This is a genomic window from Pseudoxanthomonas sp. Root65, from assembly GCF_001427635.1.
Classification (GTDB): Bacteria; Pseudomonadota; Gammaproteobacteria; order Xanthomonadales; family Xanthomonadaceae; genus Pseudoxanthomonas_A.
The window spans coordinates 887,788-906,797 of the sequence record NZ_LMHA01000002.1 but is presented as its reverse complement, the minus strand read 5'-3'; the positions used below and the strand labels follow the sequence as shown (position 1 = coordinate 906,797).

11 protein-coding genes are annotated in these 19,010 nt (G+C 67.1%); all 11 read right to left on the bottom strand.

All coding sequences use genetic code 11. From position 1 onward, the window contains the following. Positions 1 to 412 precede the first annotated feature (412 nt). Entirely contained in the window at positions 413 to 670 is a 258-nt protein-coding gene (locus tag ASD77_RS18195; protein ID WP_156383659.1) for a hypothetical protein, read from the bottom strand. 395 nt (positions 671 to 1,065) lie between these two features. Continuing rightward, the gene (locus ASD77_RS14655) at positions 1,066 to 3,879 is read right to left on the bottom strand and encodes a PAS domain-containing protein (protein WP_235578547.1); all 2,814 of its coding nucleotides are present in this window, start codon (positions 3,877 to 3,879) and stop codon (positions 1,066 to 1,068) included. A gap of 260 nt (positions 3,880 to 4,139) precedes the next feature. Next, entirely contained in the window at positions 4,140 to 6,971 is a 2,832-nt protein-coding gene (locus ASD77_RS14650) for a di-heme oxidoredictase family protein (RefSeq protein ID WP_055943273.1), read from the bottom strand. Between the two features lie 224 nt (positions 6,972 to 7,195). Next, positions 7,196 to 8,212 (bottom strand): glycoside hydrolase family 43 protein, encoded by a 1,017-nt coding sequence (locus ASD77_RS14645; protein WP_055943268.1) that lies wholly within the window; start codon positions 8,210 to 8,212, stop codon positions 7,196 to 7,198. Next, positions 8,209 to 9,186 (bottom strand): alpha/beta hydrolase, encoded by a 978-nt coding sequence (locus ASD77_RS14640; RefSeq protein ID WP_235578546.1) that lies wholly within the window; start codon positions 9,184 to 9,186, stop codon positions 8,209 to 8,211. Before ASD77_RS14640 ends, ASD77_RS14645 begins: the two co-directional genes overlap by 4 nt. 55 nt (positions 9,187 to 9,241) lie before the next feature. Then, positions 9,242 to 10,087, bottom strand: coding sequence for an aldose epimerase (locus tag ASD77_RS14635; RefSeq protein WP_055943262.1), 846 nt, complete (start codon positions 10,085 to 10,087; stop codon positions 9,242 to 9,244). After that, positions 10,077 to 11,114 (bottom strand): glycoside hydrolase family 43 protein, encoded by a 1,038-nt coding sequence (locus ASD77_RS14630; protein WP_055943259.1) that lies wholly within the window; start codon positions 11,112 to 11,114, stop codon positions 10,077 to 10,079. Before ASD77_RS14630 ends, ASD77_RS14635 begins: the two co-directional genes overlap by 11 nt. Positions 11,115 to 11,131: 17 nt before the next feature. Continuing rightward, on the bottom strand, positions 11,132 to 12,616 hold the full coding sequence (locus ASD77_RS14625; RefSeq protein WP_055943256.1) for an MFS transporter: 1,485 nt from the start codon (positions 12,614 to 12,616) through the stop codon (positions 11,132 to 11,134). Positions 12,617 to 12,679: 63 nt separating this feature from the next. Beyond that, complete coding sequence (locus ASD77_RS14620; protein ID WP_055943566.1) at positions 12,680 to 15,319, bottom strand: glycoside hydrolase family 3 protein; 2,640 nt, start codon at positions 15,317 to 15,319, stop codon at positions 12,680 to 12,682. A 53-nt stretch (positions 15,320 to 15,372) separates the two neighbouring features. After that, positions 15,373 to 17,061 (bottom strand): glycoside hydrolase family 43 protein, encoded by a 1,689-nt coding sequence (locus ASD77_RS14615; RefSeq protein WP_055943563.1) that lies wholly within the window; start codon positions 17,059 to 17,061, stop codon positions 15,373 to 15,375. 62 nt (positions 17,062 to 17,123) lie between these two features. Next, complete coding sequence (locus ASD77_RS14610; protein ID WP_235578556.1) at positions 17,124 to 19,007, bottom strand: sialate O-acetylesterase; 1,884 nt, start codon at positions 19,005 to 19,007, stop codon at positions 17,124 to 17,126. Positions 19,008 to 19,010: the final 3 nt, after the last annotated feature.

Sequence of the window (19,010 nt, the reverse complement as noted above, 5' to 3'; positions counted from 1 at the left end):
CTCCTAAGCCAATGATTTTTATGCAGTTTGATATATTTATATCGGACTTGTGGCGGATCCCTGTCGACCCCAGACTCTGGGGGCACGGCAATCGCCTGGTGTGACGTGCCGTACGTGCACTCAGCAGCTGTGACCGGTCAATCTCTGGTGGCGAATAGAGCCAGCACCGCGGATTTCCCTACAGTGGATTTAGCCAATCTAGAAAAGCAAGGCGCGCTGGGCAGGCTACGCATTTGGAGCCTGAAGATAGAAGCGCTTGCAACTAAGCACCCGTCTTTTGTGAGGGATGCCCAGCAAGGTTTTGAGGTGACGCTTCCACGTGATCCGATTGATAACGCTGCAGGCGTCGCACGCGCAAGCTGGCACGTCGACCTGACCTCTCAGCTCACCCTCGCTGGTTGGCTCTACAACGCTAACTGGGATCACTTATCAGCTTGTTAGATGGCATCTGCCCACGAAATACGGTGGTTCTGCGCAACTGAGCGTCCAATACCTCGATCTGCCAGAGGTGCTTATTTGCCGCCAGAATTTCGCAAAGCCGTTGCAGTTCGTCAGCGGAAAGCTCCGCTCCGTTCAGGATCGTCGGCCCGCGCTCGCGAACAGGAGCTAAGCCCTCGAGCAGGTGCAATGCGGCCGGATCGTATTCGGCCGGCGGTCTCTTACTGGTCATGCTGGCCTCCAAACATGGAATTGCACGCGTCTGCTTGGTACTCGAGAAGACAAGTGAAAGGCTGATCTTGAGAGTATGCAGCCAGCCGTTCCTGATGTAGATCCTGAGTGTCGCCGCTGGCTCCCAGCCGCCAATAGTCTATTGACGCTGATTCGTGTCCTGGACCCTATTTCTGACCTAAGATCGAGTCCTGGCGGGCATGGCTTAGAGCGCGACAGACCCCTGTTCGCCGCAAACTATTGATTTAAAAGGAAAACCCGAAGAGCGCTATCTAGGGTTCACCGACAGTGGCATTGCTGTTTCGAACACGATTTACGCGCCCCGTATCCTGGCCCTTGCACAGATAGTGATTTCTCACGGTTCTGAGTCAAATTGATTCCGCGATCCATCTGGGATCAGCGGCCCTCCAGCACCTCACGCACACGATGCGCGAGCTCTTGGAGCGTGAACGGCTTTCCGATCAGGTTGACGCCCGCGTCGAGGACGCCATTGTGGATGATCGCGTTCCGGCTGTAGCCCGTGGTGAAAAGCACCTTGAGATGGGGCCAGCGCCTGGTTGCCTCATCGGCGAGCTTTCGCCCGTTGGTCTCCGGCATGACGACATCGGTGAACAACAGGCCGATTGAAGGTTCGGCTTCCAGGACCCGCAGCGCGGCCGCGGCACTGTCGGCGGCGAAGACGTGATACCCCAGCTCGCTCAACGCATCCACCGAGAACTGCCGCACCGCAGCCTCGTCCTCCACCACCAGAATGACCTCCTGTGCCTCGCCCCGCGGGACAGGTCGAACGGTGTCCAACGTCGCAGCCTCGATGCTCGCGCTTTGCAGGCGGGGCAGATACACCTTGACGGTCGTGCCGTTCCCGACTTCGGAATAGATCTTCACGTGGCCGCCGGACTGCTTGACGAAACCGTAGACCTGAGAAAGACCAAGACCGGTCCCGCGTCCGACCTCTTTGGTCGTGAAGAAGGGATCGAACGCTTTCGCGATGACCTCGGCCGGCATGCCGTTTCCCGTATCCGACACGGCGATCAGCACATACTGCCCAGGCGAGATGCCCGGGTTGTCGTCGGCGTAGGCGTGATCGAGATGGCAGTTGGCCGTCTCCACCGTTACGCGGCCGCCTTCGGGCATGGCGTCACGCGCATTGACGGCCAGATTGAGGATCACATTCTCAAGCTGGTTGGGATCGGCATGGGTGCGCCACAGCCCGCCGGCAAGGACGGTTTCCAGCTGTACGTCGCCACCGAGCGAATGCGCGAGCAGTTCCGACATGCCGGATACCAGCTTGTTCGCGTCCAATGCTTCGGGTTGCAGGGGTTGCTGGCGCGAAAACGCGAGCAATCGCTGCGTGAGCAGGGCGGCCCGCTTCGATGCCTCCATGGCGATGTCGACGTACCGACGGGCGCGTTCATCGCTCGGATCCAGCCGTCCCACCAGCAGATCGAGGGGGCCGATGATCGCAGCCAGCATGTTGTTGAAGTCGTGGGCGATGCCACCGGTAAGCTGGCCCACCGCGTCCATCTTCTGGCTCTGGCGTAGCGCATCTTCCACGCGGATCCGCTCGGCGACTTCGGCCTGAACACGGCTTTCGAGCTGCTCGTTGAGTTCCTTCAACTGCGTTTCGACGGCCTTCCTTTCCGTCACGTCGATCGCAACGCCGACAACGCGGATGCAACGTTCACCGTCGAACAGTCCCCTGCCCTTGGCGGCGACCCAACGCACGACGCCATCCTCCTTGCCGATCGTGCGGTACTCGACATCGTAGAGCGCCCGTTGCGCCGGATCGCACGCGGCGGCGAACGCATCGCTCGTCTTGACCAGGTCCTCGCGGTGCAGACCGGCGTAAAAGTCCGCCATCGAGACAGGTACGTGGGCGGAAATGCCGAACATCGCCTTGGTGCGCGGTGGCCAGATGAGCAGGTCATTGACCAGGTCCACGTCCCAGAAACCGATGTCGGACGCTTCGGTCGCCAGCCGCAGGCGCTCTTCGCTTTCGGCGAGCGCGGCCTGGGCAGCCTTGCGTCCGGTCAGGTCGAGCATCGCACCGATCATGCGCACCGGTTCGCCGCCCGGGCCGCGCAGCACCGTGCCGCGATCCAGGATGTGGGCGTATCCGCCATCGGCTCGCTTGAAGCGGTACTCGTCCTGCCAGGCGTCCCCACCGTGGTCGATGACGGCGTGGATGCTGGCGCCGATCCGTTCACGATCGTCGGGATGAATGTGATCCAGCCACCACTGCGCACTGCTTTCGGAGCGTTCGTGTCCGAAGAGCGTGGCCAGCGCTTCGTTCCAGATCACGTGGCCGTCCGCCATCCGCCAATCCCAGATGGCGTCGCTCGTGGCGAGGGCGGCCAGCCGGTAACGCTCCTCGATTTCCCGGTGGCTCGCTTCGACCGCTTTCCTGTCAGTGATGTCGAGCGACGCGCCGATCAGCCCGATGACCTCACCCTGCGCATCCCGAAGCGGCGCCTTGGTCGACAGCCAGAAGGCGCGAGTCCCGTCCGGGTAGTTCACTTCCTCTTCCAGCTGCTCGAGCTGGCCGGATGCCATGATGCGAGCGTCGGCCGCCATGATGGCCGATGCCTGCGCCTGGTTGTGCAGTAACTCGGCATCCGTCCGGCCCAGGTATTCCTCCGGTGGCCGGCCGATCAGCTCTGTCGTTCCCCGATTGCCGATCAGCAGACGGCCCTGCCTGTCTTTTGCGTAGACCACGCCCGGCACAGCCTCTACGAACGTATTCAACAGGCCTTCGGCAAGATCGCGGGCCTCTTCCACCCGCCGCGTCTCCCCGATGTCGATCAGAACGCCCGGAAAACTGTGGGCAGCACCGCTTGCATCGATGTTCACCCAGCCCCGTGCCTCAACCCAGCGCCAATCGCCGCTGGCGTCATGAGTCCGAAAGCGATGGACATATTGACCGCCACGCGCAACGGCTGCGTCGATCGCAGCCTTGAGATCGGACTGATCCTCAGGATGGACGGAGCCGACCAGGTCGCGAAGCTTCCAGCCGCCGCTGGTCCGGCTGAGACCGAAGGCCTGCTCCAAGGCCGGGTCCACAGTGACCTTGTCGGACTTCACGTCCCAGAACCATGTCCCGATGATGGCACCCGCAGTCAGCGCAACGCGAATGCGCTCGCTGTCCAGCATGTCGGGAGAGACGTCGGCAGAGCGATGGGGCATCGAAGTGTTCCCAGGCAGGAACGGCATGTAGTGAGCGTCATGGAGAGAGTCGCGAAGCGGACCCTAACTTGACTGCAGTTTATCCGAGCCGGAGATCCTGTGTGGCAGCCTCGGAACACATGCGGTGGTTGTGCCTTGTCACTGCCCAACAGGCGTGCTCTCTGCGGAACGTCACCGCAGGAGCGCTGCCCGTGAATGCCAGCGTCGATACGGCGCCAGACGCACATCGCTCTTGCGGTAGGGAGATAGCTTTAAGGACGTCTGGTGCCGTCCCGCACCCGCAGGCCTCAAAGCGACCTGAGGAAATCCACCAGCGCCCGCCGGTCCTCCGCGCTCATCGCCTCGAACCGCTGCTTGGCGGCGGTGCCCTGCCCTCCGTGCCACAGCACGGCTTCTTCCAGCGTGGCGGCGCGGCCGTCGTGCAGGTAGCGGACGTTGGGGTCGATCGCGGAGGCCAGGCCCAGGCCCCACAGGGGCGGCGTGCGCCACTCGCGTGCGGTGGCGCGGCCTTCGATGTAGGTGTCGGCCAGGTCCGGACCCATGTCGTGCAGCAGCAGATCGCTGTACGGACGGATGGTCTGGTAGCGCAGTTCCGCAAAGCGATGGTGCCCGGTCTGCAATGCCGGTGTGTGGCAGGTGCTGCAGCGCGCCGCCTCGAACAGTTGCGCGCCGCGCTTGACGCGCAGTTGACGCGCCCGCGCCTGCGTGTCCTGTTCCAGCGGATTGTCGAAGTCGCGCCGCGGCGGCACGCCGAGCAGACTGAGGTAGAGCGTGGTCTGGTGGATGTCGGACGCGGTCAGCTTGGCGCTGCCGGTATCGACCTGCGCGCAGGCCGTGCCCTGGCTGCCGCGTGCGCATTCCAGTGACGGCATCTGCGGCGAGGTCACGCCCATGTCGGTGTTGAACGCCAGCGACGCCTGCTGTTCCAGCGTGGCGGCGGCGGCCTTCCAGCCGAAGCGGCCCACGCGGCTGACACCGGCATCGCGCGGATCGGCGACGATCTGCAGCCGCCCGGCCACGCCGTCCGGATCACCGCGCTGCGCGAGCGCCAGACGCTCCAGTTGCTGCTCAGGCACCGCCTCCAGCAGACCCAGGCCGATCAGCGACGGCGCCACGCGCACCGACAGCGCCGTCGGCAGCGCCAGCGGTTGGCCGGCGCGATCGCGCAGCGCGTAGTTCGGCCGGCGCAGCACATAGCCCGTGCCGTCGGCATAGCGCCCCGGAAGCTCGGTGTAACCGGTGAGCACGAGTTCGGCTTCGCGCCCGTCGATGTTGGCGCCGGCCTCGCGATAGGTGCCCTGCTGCAGGCGTAGCCCGAAGCGCGCGTCCGCCGCCTGCCCCCCTGCCCCGGCGACGCCGACGAAGACGCCCAGCCGGTTCAGCGGCGCACCGACCACGGGCGAACTGCGGCCGTTGCCGGCATGGCAGTCCACGCAGCGCGTCTGCGAGAAGCGCGGCGCGGTCTTGCCCGCATGCGCGGTGAAGACGGTGTTGCTCTCCTCGGAATGGCGACCGCTGGCGAACGAGGTGTGGATCAGCCGGCGCCCTTCCGCCCACGGCTGCATGTTGTAGCCGGCGATGTTGTGCGAGGCCTGCTGCAGCATGCGGAACGGTTCGCTGGACGTGTCCTCATGCAGGGTCATCCACGGACCGGCGCTGAGCGCCTCGCCCGGCATGGGCAGCGAATCCAGCGGGCGTTGCACGCCGTAGCCGGGGCCGCGGAACCACGACACGATGCCGTGCGAGCCGGCGCGGTAGACCAGCGCCTCCGCGTAGTAGTTGAAGCGGCCGATCACGTCCGGGTTGCCCGCCAGGAAAATGCCCAGCTCGAACTCCACCAGGTCGCCCTTGCGCATCGGCCGATGGGACTCGTTGGCGGCCGTGCGGATCTCCTTCACCAGCACGAACGCATTGCCGGGCGTGCCGGCCGGTGGCGTGTAGTTGCTGTTGGGGTCCTGGCCGAACTGCGCGTAGTTGGCGATGGGGGTCTGCGCCACCACGCCACCGGGCAGCACCTTCATGCCGCCGTTGTCCGCATACAGCGCCACGGAAGTGGGCTCGAGCGGATCCTCGCTGCGCCGACCGATGTAGCCATGGCGGAAGTTGGTGCCGTACCAGTAATGCTGCGGCTTCACCACGACCGTCAGGATGCGCTGCTCGCCGGAGGTGCCGGGCACGGCGTCGTCGTGGATGACGATCTCGTGCGTGCGCCGTTCGAAATAGTGCGGCGGGAACACCTGGTAACTGTCGTCAACGATGGGCTCGCGCGCATGCCGGTCGCGTACGCGGCCGCCGACATGCGTGACCAGCGTGCCGTCGTCCTGCGTGTAGTGGATGGGCGCGGCATCGTCCGGCCACAGCAAGGGCTGGTAGGTGGCCGACGGCGGCACCGGCGGCGGTGGCGGGATCAGCGGCTGCGACCCGTTCTGCCGCACCGCTTGCGGCTCGCCCGCGCCCAGGCGGAACTGCTGCGCGGCGACCGTGGCGCACGTGACCTGCTCGACGCTGGCACCGGCCGTCGTCGATGCACCCACGATACCCAGGCACTTGCCGCTGTTGACGTTGACGATGCGGTAGCGGTCGCTGGTGTCGACCCTCTGCAGGCGGAAACGTTGCGCGCCGCTGCCGTTGTCGTCCCACTGCTGCACGATCACGTGATCGGCACCGGAGCCTGCGGGGATGTCGGCCGACTTCTGCGTGGCCAGGTTGCGCAGGCGGTACTGGCCGGTGGTGGTCTCGGCGATGTCGAAGAACTGACGGTGCAGCGTGGCGTCGCAGGCCGATTGCACCAGCGGGGTGCCGTTGGCCGAGCTGCCCTCGCGGATCTCGATGCACAGCCCACTCGATGCGCTGGCGATGCGGTAGCGACCGGAAGGCACCGGGTCCACGTTGATGTTCTGGGGTGGCGCGACCTGCGCCTCCGCTGCGGCCGCCGTGGCGCCATTGCCCATGGACAGGTGGGGCAGCGCGGGCGAGGCACTGGTCGGCCGCGTACTGCTCCAGAAAGGTGCATCGCGTGCCTCGTCGGTCTGCGCGGTGCAGGCGGACAGCGACAGGGCGGACAGCAGGACGAACACCACCGGCACGCGGCGGCCGCGTTCATGGGCAAGGGGATACATCGGGGACCGACTCCGTGGGGACGCGTGGGGAACGCCGGCGACGCTTCCGCTTCATTCCCCAAGCGAAGGCGTGCCATCCGAAGACTGCAAGCCGTATGGTCGCAGAGGTTCGTTACGCCTCACTGTGACCCAGGGCGCATAACCCGCGCGTGCGCACGCAGCTACCTTCGCGGGATCGTAGATGCCGCGCGTTCGCGCTTGTCCCTCGTCGCGCGACGGCGCCGCTACCGCGGAGGCGGAACGGAGATGCCGGCCTCCGACTGCACCACCGGCCTCATGCTGCCATCGGCGTTGTACTGCAGGTGCTCGACCGTGACCGCGCGCCGGCCGATGGCGCCGTGCTGGTCGCCGATCGCGAGCGCGGCGTTGTGCAGGAACAGGTACCAGCGTCCCTTGAACTCGGCGATGCCGGGATGGATGGTGAAGCTGTACTTGCCCGACCCGGTCAGTTCGCCGCGGTACGTCCACGGTCCCTGCAGCGAGGTGGCCGTCGCATAGGACACCTTCTCGTCGCGGTGGGTCGCCCGGTCGAGCGAGGCGTAGGTCAGGTAATAGAGATCGCCGCGTTTGTGGAGCCACGGACCTTCTTCGAAATGCGGCGGCGTGATCTCGGTGATCGGACCGTCGATCTCGATCATGTTGGGCTTGAGCCGGGCGATGTAGCACTGCCGGTTGCCCCAGGCGATCCACGGGGTGCCATCGTCGTCGGTGAACACGGTGGGATCGATGTCCTCCCAGCTGTGCGTACCCTTCGGCGTCATCGCGTTGGTGATGAGTGCGGAACCCTTCGCATCGACGAATGGACCGGTCGGGCTGTCCGACACGGCAACCGCGATGGCCTTGCCCGGCTGCGTGCCGTCGTGCTCGACCGCGGCGTAGAACCAGAACTTCCCGTCCTTCTCGATGGCTTGCGAGGCCCAGGCATCGGCCTTGGCCCAGGCGAAATCCGCCACCTTCATGATCGGCCCGTGGTCGACCCAGGTCGCCATGTCGGTGGTCGAATAGACCAGCCATTCCCGCATGTTGAACATCTCGTCGCGCTGCGCCTGGTCATGCCCGACATAGAGATACAGACGATCACCGACCACCAGCGGCGCCGGATCGGCGGTGAACTTGTCGCGGATCAGCGGGTTCGACCGTGGCGTGGGCGGAGCAAGCGCCTGCCCGGCGGCGGCGCTTGCCCAGATCAGGGCCAGCCACGCGACAAGAAGTCGGTCGAATACGGTGCGATGCGATTTCATGGTGCTTTCTCCTCAATGCTGGCGCGTTGCTCCTCCCCTACCCGTTCAAGCCAGCCGTGCATCTTCATCCAGCTCGCGAAGGCGTCGAACCAGCCGGTACTCGTCGTCGGCTTCGCGTACATGCCGAAGCCATGCCCGCCCTGTTCGTACAGATGGAACTCGACCGGGCGGCGCGCCGCACGCCAGCGTTCGACCAGGCCGAATCCGCCATCGGCGAACAGGCCATCGTCGGCGGCGATCGCCACGAACAGGGGCGGCGCATCCGCCGGTACGTCCAGCGGTGCCAGCGGGCCGTAGATGTTGCCGATGAAAGCCGGTTTGGCGTCTTCGCCTGCGAGCGTCGTGGCCAGCGTCAGCATCGCGCCCGCAGAAAAGCCCACCATGCCGATGCGCTGCGGATCCACGCCCCACGCGTCCGCGCGGGAACGCACGAGCGCGAACGCGGCGCGTGCGTCGGCGATCTGCGGGCCGAGCCGGGCGATCGATGCCGCGGGATCGATCCTGTGCGGTGGCACCGGGCCGGACAGCATGTCGCGCATCGAACGAGCAAAGCCCTCGAGGTCTTCCGGCGTCGGGTCCAAACGGTACTTCAGCACAAACGCAGCGACGCCACGGTCGGCCAACGCGCGCGCGACGTCCCAGCCTTCGTTCTGCATGGAAAGCGAGCGGAAGCCGCCGCCCGGCGCGACGATCACCGCCGTGCCGGTCGCCTGGGCGGGATCGGGCAGGAACGGCGTGAGCGTGGCCACGCTGACGTTGCGCGCGAACACGCTGCCGTACTGGCGATGCCAGGCCTCGGCATGCCGCGCCGCCGGCAACGGCCCCGTGCCGAGCACGATCGCCGTGGGCTGGTCCGGCGTGGCGATGGCGCTCATCGCATCGTCCTGTGCACGGGCCGGTGGGGCACTCAGCGATGCCATCGCCATGAGCGCGACGCAGAACAACGTGTTCGGGTAACCGCGACTCGGGCGCATCGTCATTCTCCAATGTCTGGGGCAGGCAGCGTGGGATCCGCCCTGCCCTGCGCTGTCATTCGTCGACCGTGTGCCACGCAAGCCCGAAGGAAAGTCGCTTGTGTTGCCCCGGATGCAGCACGCGCGGGGCGAGCGTGAAGGCATCGGGCGGGCCGGTCTGTGGCTCGACGCACGTCGCATGCGCGGCGGCGTCGTAGACAACCCAATGATCGGTGTCGGCCATGAGGCGAAGACGCTGGCCTGCGCGCGTGAGCGCAATCTCGCCCCCGGCAATGAAGCAGTCGTCCCACGGGCCGGATACGGGCGCCACGCACGGCAGCGTGGCGATACCCTCGCCGTCGCGCGGATACATCGCCGTGGGCGTGAATTCCAGCCGCTCGGGTTTGCGGAACCAGGGATGCCAGCCCAGCACCACGGGCATCGCCTGATCGCCCGCCTGCACGGCGAGCTCGAGATGCAGGCGATCGCCCAGCAGGCGTACCGATTGCGTCGCGGTGCCACCGAAAGGCCAGTAGGCATCGCGCGGAAGCGCAAGCGACAGCGTGGCGCTATCGGCGTCGAGCGTAGCGATCCGCCACGGCCGCGAGAAGCCGACACCATGGATTGCGTGCCCACCGAAGTTCACCGGCAACGCATGGGGGCGGCCGTCGAAGTCGAAATGGCCACCGCGTACGCGCCCGGCCCAGGGCACCATCGGATAGCACCCCCAGGCGATGGTCGCGGGCACGCCGTCGTCCGGTCCAATGAGCCAGTCCATGCCGTCGTAGCGGATCTGCGCGATGCGGCCGCCGGCCTCCGGCGCCAGCGAGACCTCCAGCCGCCCTGCGCGCAACCAATGCAACGAGCCCGGCGGCATCGGCGCCAGGGCATCGTCGCGCGGCGACAGCAGCTCAGCCGCCATACGGATCGATGGTGCGGATACGGCCGTCGGCCTCGTGGTGCAGCGGCGTGCACTTGACCGATCGCAGGTGCGTCACCCCGCCCGACAACAACGCGTCGTGGTAGAACAGGTACCACTGTCCGTCGAATGCGCAGATCGAGTGATGCGTGGTCCAGCCGACCACGGGCTCTAGGATCACGCCGCCGTAGGTGAACGGACCGTAGGGACTGTCGCCTACGGCGTAGCACAGCAGATGGGTGTTGCCGGTCGAATACGACAGGTAGTAGCGGCCGGCGTACTTGTGCACCCACGGCCCCTCGAAGAAGCGGCGCGCATGATCGTCCGCGCGCAACGGCTGGCCGTGCTCATCCAGGATCACGATCTCGCGCGTGGCTTCGGCCAGTGTCGTCATGCCCGTGTCGAGCCGGCCGACACGCGGCCCGAGCGCAGGCGCATCGCCCACAGGTTCTTCATGCGCCGCGTCGTACGCATTGTCGCGATACTTCTGCAGCTGACCGCCCCAGATGCCACCGAAGTACAGGTAGTGCGTGCCGTCGTCGTCCTCGAACACGGCCGGATCGATCGAGTACGCCCCATCGATGGGTGCCGGCTCAGCGACGAACGGACCTTCCGGACGATCGGCGACCGCCACGCCGATGCGGAACAGGCCGCCGCCGTCCTTGGCGGGGAAATAGAGGTAGTAGCGACCCTCGCGACAGGCCGCGTCCGGTGCCCACATCTGCTTGTCGGCCCAGGGGACGTCGCGCACATGCAGGGCCATGCCGCATTCGGTGACCTCGCCCCCGGGGCTGTCCATCCGCAGCACGTGGTAGTCCTCCATGCCGAAGTGACCGCCTTCGTCATCGAAGGCACCGCCGCTCTCGATGTCGTGCGAGGGATAGATGTAGAGCCGCCCCTCGAACACGTGCGCCGAGGGATCGGCCGTGTAGATATGGGTGACCAGCGGTGGGGAGATGGCCCGTTCCGCCAGATGTGCGAGCTCGGCTTCGCTCGGCAGGGTTTCTTCTTGGATGGCAGTGTCGTTCATGGTGTCAGAGGTAGGAGTCACGCGGCCGCACCCGCGGCACGGCGACGCTGGTCGAGGTCGTGTTCGATGCGCGTCTCCATCCGCTTGTCGATTTCGTAGATGAAGAGCAGCGCCACGGCGACCAGGAAGGGAATGGAGCAATAGACGCTGACGGTCATGCGGATGCCGTCGACGACGGCCGGGGACTGCGAAGCAGCGCCGGCCTGGTAGCCGTAGTGCGCCAGGATGCCGGCGACCAGCGCGCCGCCGACGCTGAGCCCGATCTTCAAACCGCACAACATGGCGGAGAAAATGATGGCGGTGGCGCGACGATGGTTCTTCCACTCGGAATAGTCGGCCACGTCCGCGATCATCGCCCACAGCAGCGGGATGGTGATGCCGTAGCAGAACCCGTGCAGCATGAACGCGCCGAACGCCAGCGCCACCGCGGTCGGCGGAAACGCATAGAACGCCAGCAGGAACAGCGTGGATACCAGCAAGGCGCCGCCAAAGACGTCGCGCTTGCCGAAGCGGTCGGCCAGCCGCCGCGACATGCCGATGCCCAGGATCATGCAGAGGATCCCGCTGCCGTTGAACAGGCTGAAGGTGGAGGTGGCCGGATCTTCCGGCCAGGTGAAGCCGGCCAGGCCCGCGCCGGTGAGCGCGGCATTCACGGTCGCGATGAAACCGTTGAAGCCCGAGTTGTCGAGGAAGGCGGCAAGGGCCGCTTCGCTCATGTAGTACTGGAAGTAGTAGATGTAGGTGCCGCCCTTCAACGCCAGGTTGATGAACACCAGCACCGTCAACGCCAGCATCACCTGCCAGGGTCGATTGCGCACCAGGTCGGCGAGGTCCTGAATCACCCCACCGGACTGTTCCTTCGTGGGCACGATGCGTTCGCGGGTGGTCGCGAAGGTGATCAGGAAGAACACCGTACCCACCACGGCGAAGAGCGTCATCACGCGTTCGAAGCCCTGCACGCGGTCACCGTCGCCCAGGATCAGCACCAGCGGCATCAGCAGCACCTGGATGATGAACTGCGCGATCATCACCGCCACGAACCGGTACGCGGACAGGCTGTTGCGCTGGGCCATGCTGCCGGTCAGCACGCCACTGAGGGCGGAGTACGGCAGGTTGTTGGCCGCGTAGACCAGCACCAGCAACGTGTAGGTCGCCAGTGCGTACACCACCTTGCCGCGCTCGCCGAGGTCCGGCGTGCTGAAGGCCAGCAGCGACAGTACGCCGAACGGGATCGCCGTCCACAGGATCCACGGCCTGAACCGGCCCCACCTCGTCGCCGTGCGGTCGGCGAGGATGCCGATGATCGGCGTGAACACGAACGCGCCGAGCAGGCCCACCACGAAGATGATGGTCGCCGCCGTCGCCGGTGGCAGCCGGTAGACGTCCGTATAGAAGAACGCGAGGTAGGTGATCAGCGTCTGGAAGATCAGGTTCGCCGCCAGATCGCCCAGGCTGTAGCCCAGCTTTTCCCGGATCGACAACGTGTGGTCAGTGCTGGACATGCGTCAGGGATCCTGGGCGAACGGAAAGGATGCAACGGGGATGGCGCGTGCGATGCGGGAGGCTCATCGTGCCTCTACCTCGAACGTCGCGCGTGCACGGGCATCCGCGCTCGAGCCACCCACGCGCACTTCGTAGCGACCCGGTGGCACGGTATACGCGCCACGGACTTCGTCGTAACCGCGCAAGGCCTGCTCCGGCTGCAGCTCGAAGGCCACCGTACGGCGCTCGCCCGGCGCCAGATGGATACGCTGGAAGCCGCGCAGTTCCTGTTGCGGATCGCCGGGCCCGGCCTGCAACGGACGCACGTACAGCTGCACCACTTCGTCGCCCGCTCGCTTGCCCGTGTTCGATACGTCGACCTGTACGCGCACGCGGCCGTCGGCGCGCACCTTGGCCGCGTCGGTACGCAGCCCGCTGTAGTCGAAGCGCGTGTACGACAGGCCATGCCCGAACGGATACAGCGGCGTACCGCGGAAGTAGCGGTAGGTGCGGCCTTCCATCGTGTAGTCGTCGAACGCCGGCATTGCCTGGTCGGCCGTGTAGAACGTCACCGGCAGGCGGCCGGCCGGGTTCGCGTCGCCGAACAGCGTTTCCGCGACCGCCGTGCCGCCGCGCTGCCCCGGATACCAGCTCATCAGGATGGCCGGCAGGTTCGCCTGCGCCCAGTCCACCGCCAGCGCCGAACCACCGGTCAACACCAGCACCACCGGCTTGCCGGTGGCGTGCAGCGCTTCCAGCAGGGCACGCTGCGTGGCAGGCAGGCGCAGGTCGGTGCGGTCGCCACCGGCGAAGCCCGGATAGTTGACCGTCATCTCCTCGCCTTCGACATCGCCGGTCAGGCCACCGACGAACACCACCACGTCCGCGTTGCGTGCGATGTCCAACGCCTCCTCGAACGGCGGCTTCGCGCCCGGCATGCGCCAGGCCAGCCGCACGCCGGCATCGCGTTCGGCGTCGTAATACTCCAGCCGCAGGTCGTAGGCGCGTCCGGCCTGCAGATCCAGTTCCACACCATCGCTGCGCAGGCGGTCGCTGTTGGTCCAGTGGTCGAGCACGCGCTTGCCGTCCACATACAGCCGGTAGCCGTCGTCCGCAGCCGCCTCGATCCGGTAGCGACCGGATACCGGCGGCAGCAACTGGCCGCTCCAGCGGATGCTGAAGCGGTCGTTCGGCACGCCCTGCCCCGGACCTGCCTCGCCGCGCGCCTGCAGGTTGTCGGTCGGCGAACCGCGATCCCAGCGGAAGCCGATCTGCGCATCGGTGCGCACCAATGCGGGTGCGCCGGACAGGTCCTGGGTGCGGAAGTACTCACCGCGCAGACCGCGCTCGGGAGAATCGGCGGACGGTCGCAGGTAGGCCGCCTCGATCAGCGGCGTCGCGGCGGGATCGTCGCGCCCTTCCACCAGGTCCACGCCGCGCGCATAGCTCACTTCGATGCCTTTCGCAGCCTCGCGGATGCCTTGCAGGATCGTCACCGGCGCGGCCGGCGTACCGAAGTAGTTGCCCAGCAAGGCCATGGTGTCGTCGGCCGTCGGGCCGACCACGGCGATGCGCTTCAGGTCGCGCGACAGCGGCAGGATGCCATCGTTCTTCAGCAGCACCAGCGAGTGGCGCGCGGCCTTCAGCGCCAGCGCATCGTGCGCCGGCGCCTGGTTGACCGAGTACGGGATACGCGCCCAGCGCACGCGCTCGGGCGGATCGAACATGCCCAGCCGCATGCGCGCGGCGAACAGGCGGCTGACGGCATCGTCGATCTCCGCTTCGCTGATCAGGCCCTGGCGCACGGCGGCGGGCAGCGTGGAATACTCTTCGCCGCACTCCAGCTCGGTGCCGTTCTTCACCGCCAGCGCCGCGGCTTCTTCGCGGGTGGCGACGATCTTGTGGTTCTTCCAGATGTCGACGATGGCCCAGCAGTCGGAGACCACATAGCCCTTGAAGCCCCAGTCGCGGCGCAGCACGTCGCGCAGCAGGAACTTGCTGGCACTGGCGGATTCGCCATAGACGCGGTTGTAGGCGCCCATCACCGCGTCCACGTCGCCCTCCTTCACCAGTGCCTCGAACGCCGGCAGGTAGGTGTCGTACAGGTCGCGCTTGCTGGGCCTCGCATCGAAGTGGTGGCGGTCCGCCTCGGGACCGCTGTGGACGGCAAGATGCTTGGCGGTGGCGTCCAGCTTGCGGTAGACCGGATCGTCGCCCTGCAGGCCGCGCACGAAGGCCACGCCCATGCGCGCGGTCAGGTAGGGATCCTCGCCGTAGGTTTCCTGGCCCCTGCCCCAGCGCGGATCGCGGAAGATGTTGATGTTCGGCGACCAGAAGGTCAGGCCCTGGTAGCGGCCGTGCTGGCCGTCGCGGACGAACTGGTGGTGCTTGGCACGTGCCTCGTCGCTGATGGTGGTGGCCACCTCGCCCATCAGCGGCACATCGAAGGTCGCCGCCAGGCCGATGGCCTGCGGGAACACCGTCGCCTGCCCGGCGCGCGCCACGCCGTGCAGCGCTTCGTTCCACCAGTCGTAGGCGGGAACGCCAAGACGCTCGATGGCCGGCGCGGCGTTCTGCATCTGCGCCGCCTTTTCCTCCAGCGTCATCTCCGCGACCAGCGCAGCCGCGCGCGCCTCGAAGCTGCGTGAGGTGTCGAGCCACGGTTTCGCGTCGGCCGCGTGCGCGGAAGGTGCCGCCCACGTGGCCACACACAGGGCCAGCATGCACAGGCCGGGCGCGATGCGCCGGGCGATGGAAACGGAAGGCTTCGTCGTCATCATTTGCTCCTCGAAGCGCGCTCGTCGCGCGCGAACGGTCCCAGCAGGGCGCCGACGAAACCGCCGGCTCGATCGGTACTCAAGACGGTGCCATCGACCTTGCTGGCCAGGGTCTGCCACCCGCGGCCATCGCCGGTGTCGAAGGCGAAACCGTAGTCGCCTTCGTCGCCCTCGATCTTCAGGCGAAGTGCGTCGGTGGCCTCGACTTCGCGCGTGGCCAGCGTGCGCGTGGCGCCGCTGCCGTCACGGCCTTCCAGGAAGATCGCCACACGATCACCGTCCATGCGTCGCACGCCGAGGAAGTACCAGTACGCCTCGCTCTGGAACGCCGCCAGGCCGGCCGCCACGCCCGCTGCAGGCGTGCTCATCGCGGTGCTGGCCTCGAAGCGCAGGTGCTGCTGGCGACGGCCGAGGAACGCGGGGTTGCGCAGGGTGTCCAGCCCTTCCGTCAGCGGGTGCACCGCGAGTGCGCCGGGACGCACGGTCAGGTCCGCCCATGCCTGCTTCGGCACACGCACGCGAAACCAGTCGGAAGCGAGTGCCGGACCGTCGAACTCGTCGCGATGCACGAAGTTGCCGGTGGACGGCGCCTGCGTCGCCTCGCCGCGCATCCACGAAGGCGCCTTCACGACATAAGGAATGGCCTGGTCGGCCGGCAGGATCTCCGGCCAGCCATCGCGCCACTGCACCGGCAGCAGATAGGTTTCGCGACCGGTGTTGTAGTGGCGCAGTTGATAGTTGCGGCTGGCGAGGAACACCGCCCACCACGAACCGTCCGGCCCTTCCACCAGGTCCGCATGACCGGCATTGGTGATCGGCAGCGGCCGGTCCGCCGGCAGGTCGCGCTGGGTCAGGATGGGATTGCCCGCGTACGGCACGTACGGGCCCCACACGTCGCGGCTGCGCAGGACGACCTGCGAATGCTGTGGCCCGGTGCCGCCTTCGGCATCGGACAGGTAGTACCAGCCCTTGCGTTTGTAGATGTGCGGACCTTCGATCCAGATCGGTTTCTTTTCCGGTTCCACGCCGCCATCGATCAGCACCTTGCGCGGCCCGACCGGCTGGAAGCGTGCCAGGTCGATCTGCTGCATCCAGATGGCGCGATGGCCGTCGTAGCGCGCCGGTCCGGGCGGCTCGTCGTTGTTGAGCAGATAGACCTTGCCGTCGTCGTCGAAGAACAGCGACGGATCGATGCCGCCGATGGTCGGCAGCCAGTGCGGATCGGACCACGGACCGGCGGGGTCACGCGCGGTGGCGATGAAGTTGCCGCCGCTGTCGGTCGCGGTGGTGACCACGTAGAACACGCCATCATGGAATTCGATGGTCGGCGCGAAGATGCCGCGCGACACGCTCAGCCCGTCGAAATCCAGCTGCGTGGGACGGTCGATGACGTTGCCGATCTGCTTCCAGTGCACCAGGTCCGTGCTCTCGAACACGGGAATGCCCGGGAAGTAGGTGAAGCTGGAGTTGACCAGATAGAACTTGCCGTTCGCCGCGACGATGCTCGGATCCGCGTGGAAACCCGCCAGTACCGGATTGCGGTAATGGCCGGCCGGCAGCGGCGCCTCGAACGCGACATCGTGACCGGCGTATTCGAACCAGTCGAAGTACACCGGCGGCGCGGCGAGCGTCTGTGCGTGCCCGCTTGCCGCCAGCACCAGCAGCGCGCCGGCCAGCAAGCCGCGCACGCTGTTCCGTCGCACGGGTGTCTTGCGGCGGTGGTGCTGGGGGATGCGCAGGGAGAACAGCTTCATCGGGACACCTCGGCAGCAGTGAGGGGAAGTTCGAAGGGACCGGCCGGCAGCCCGGCGGCATCGCGCAGCGTGCAGACCGGACCATCGGCCCAGCAGTAGCGCACGTGGGTGGCGGTGTCGGCATGCGGGCCGCGCAGGACTACATGAGCGCCGTCGAGCACGGCATCGGCGTAGTCGCAACGCTTCGTGCCGGCATCGCACAGCTCGAAGCCGATGGGCCCGTTCGCGCCGGTCGTCACCAGCGCGCCGGTGACGCCATCGAAGGTGATCCTCACGCCATCCGCCGAGCGCGATGCCGTGCGTGCGGTCGGTCCGGACGGGACCAGCGCACGCTCGCCATACACGACATGGCGGGCCGCGCGCGCGAGCCGGCGAGCGAGTTCCTGCTTGTTCGGCGGGTGGATGTCGTAGGCATCGCCGATGTCGATGGCGACCACCAGACCCGACTGCGTGTCTTCCGCGACCACCTGCCGCTGCGCGTCGCGCAGTTGCGCCCAGCCGCTGTCGACCGGTGCGGTCGGCGGCATGCCGTAGCCGGCCAGTTGCACCACCAGCAGCGGCACGCGGTAACCGAACTGCTGTCGCCAGTCGTCGCGCAAGGTGCGCAACAACGCGGCGTAGGCGCCAGCCTCGCCCGTGTTGGATTCGCCCTGGTACCACAGCAGGCCGCGCAGGCCGTAATCCCCGAGCGGCGCGATCATGCCGTTGTGCAGTGTCGACAGGCCCGTCGCGGCCTGCCACGGCGCGCCCGGTGGTGCCTCGGCGGCTGGCGCGACGCGGTAGCGCCATCGCGCATCGAGCACGGCGCGGGTACCGTCGTCGAAGCGCAGCGCCTGCGCCTCCACCGGGCCGGCGAGGCCGCCGTCGCGATAGGTGTCCAGCACGTTGACCACGACGGTATTGATGCCGGCCTTCAGAACGCCCGCTGGCACGCGATACCGTCTCGCCTCGCCCGCGCCGTAGCGGCTGCCGACGGCCACGCCGTTCACCCAGGTCATGTCGGTCTCGTCGGCCGCGCCGAGTTCCAGCGTCGCGCCGGTCACAGCCTGTGCCGCCGTCAGCGTCACCTGCGTGCGGTACCAGACCATGCCGTTGTAGTCCGCCAGGGCCGGCACGCCCCAGCGCTCCCACGCGCCGAGCGACGCAGGCGCCTCGTGCCAGTCTTCAACGGATGCGTCGGGTTGCCACGGCAGGTCACCGGGAACGGCGTCCTTGCGCGTGGTCCACCAGTTCTCCCAATGTCGACTCCACTGCGCGATCCCTGCCGACGGATCGTCCGCGTAAGTCACCAGCACATCGAGGACCTCATCGCGGCCACCGCCGGCACGCAAGGCGGCGGCACCGGTCCAGGCCTCGATCCGTGAGCCGCCCCATGCGGCCTGGATCAGTCCCATCGGCACGTCGACCGTCTTCTGCAACTCGCGCGCGAAGTACAGGCAGGCAGCGGAAAAATCGCGCACCGTGTCCGGCGACGCGGGCTTCCATGCGGTCGCGCCGGCGAACGAGGCTTGCGGCGTCACGGCCGCCGCCTGCGGCACGGTGAACAACCGGATGCGCGGATACGACGCCGAGGCGATCTCGCTGCTGGCGTCGAGCGCACGCCAGACGGGAAGCTCCATGTTCGATTGCCCGGAACACAACCACACGTCGCCCACCTGCACGTCGCGCACGACCTGGGTCGCCTGCCCTGCCCTGACCGTCAGGGTGTGGGAGCCGCCGGCTGCGAGCGGTCGCAGCGCCACGCGCCACCGGCCGTCCGCCGCCGCACGTGTCGTAACCGTCTGCCGCGCAAGCGTCACCGTGACCGTGTCGCCTGCGCCGGCCGTGCCCCATACCGGGATCGGCCTGTTCCGCTGCAACACCGCGTGGTCCTGGAACATCGC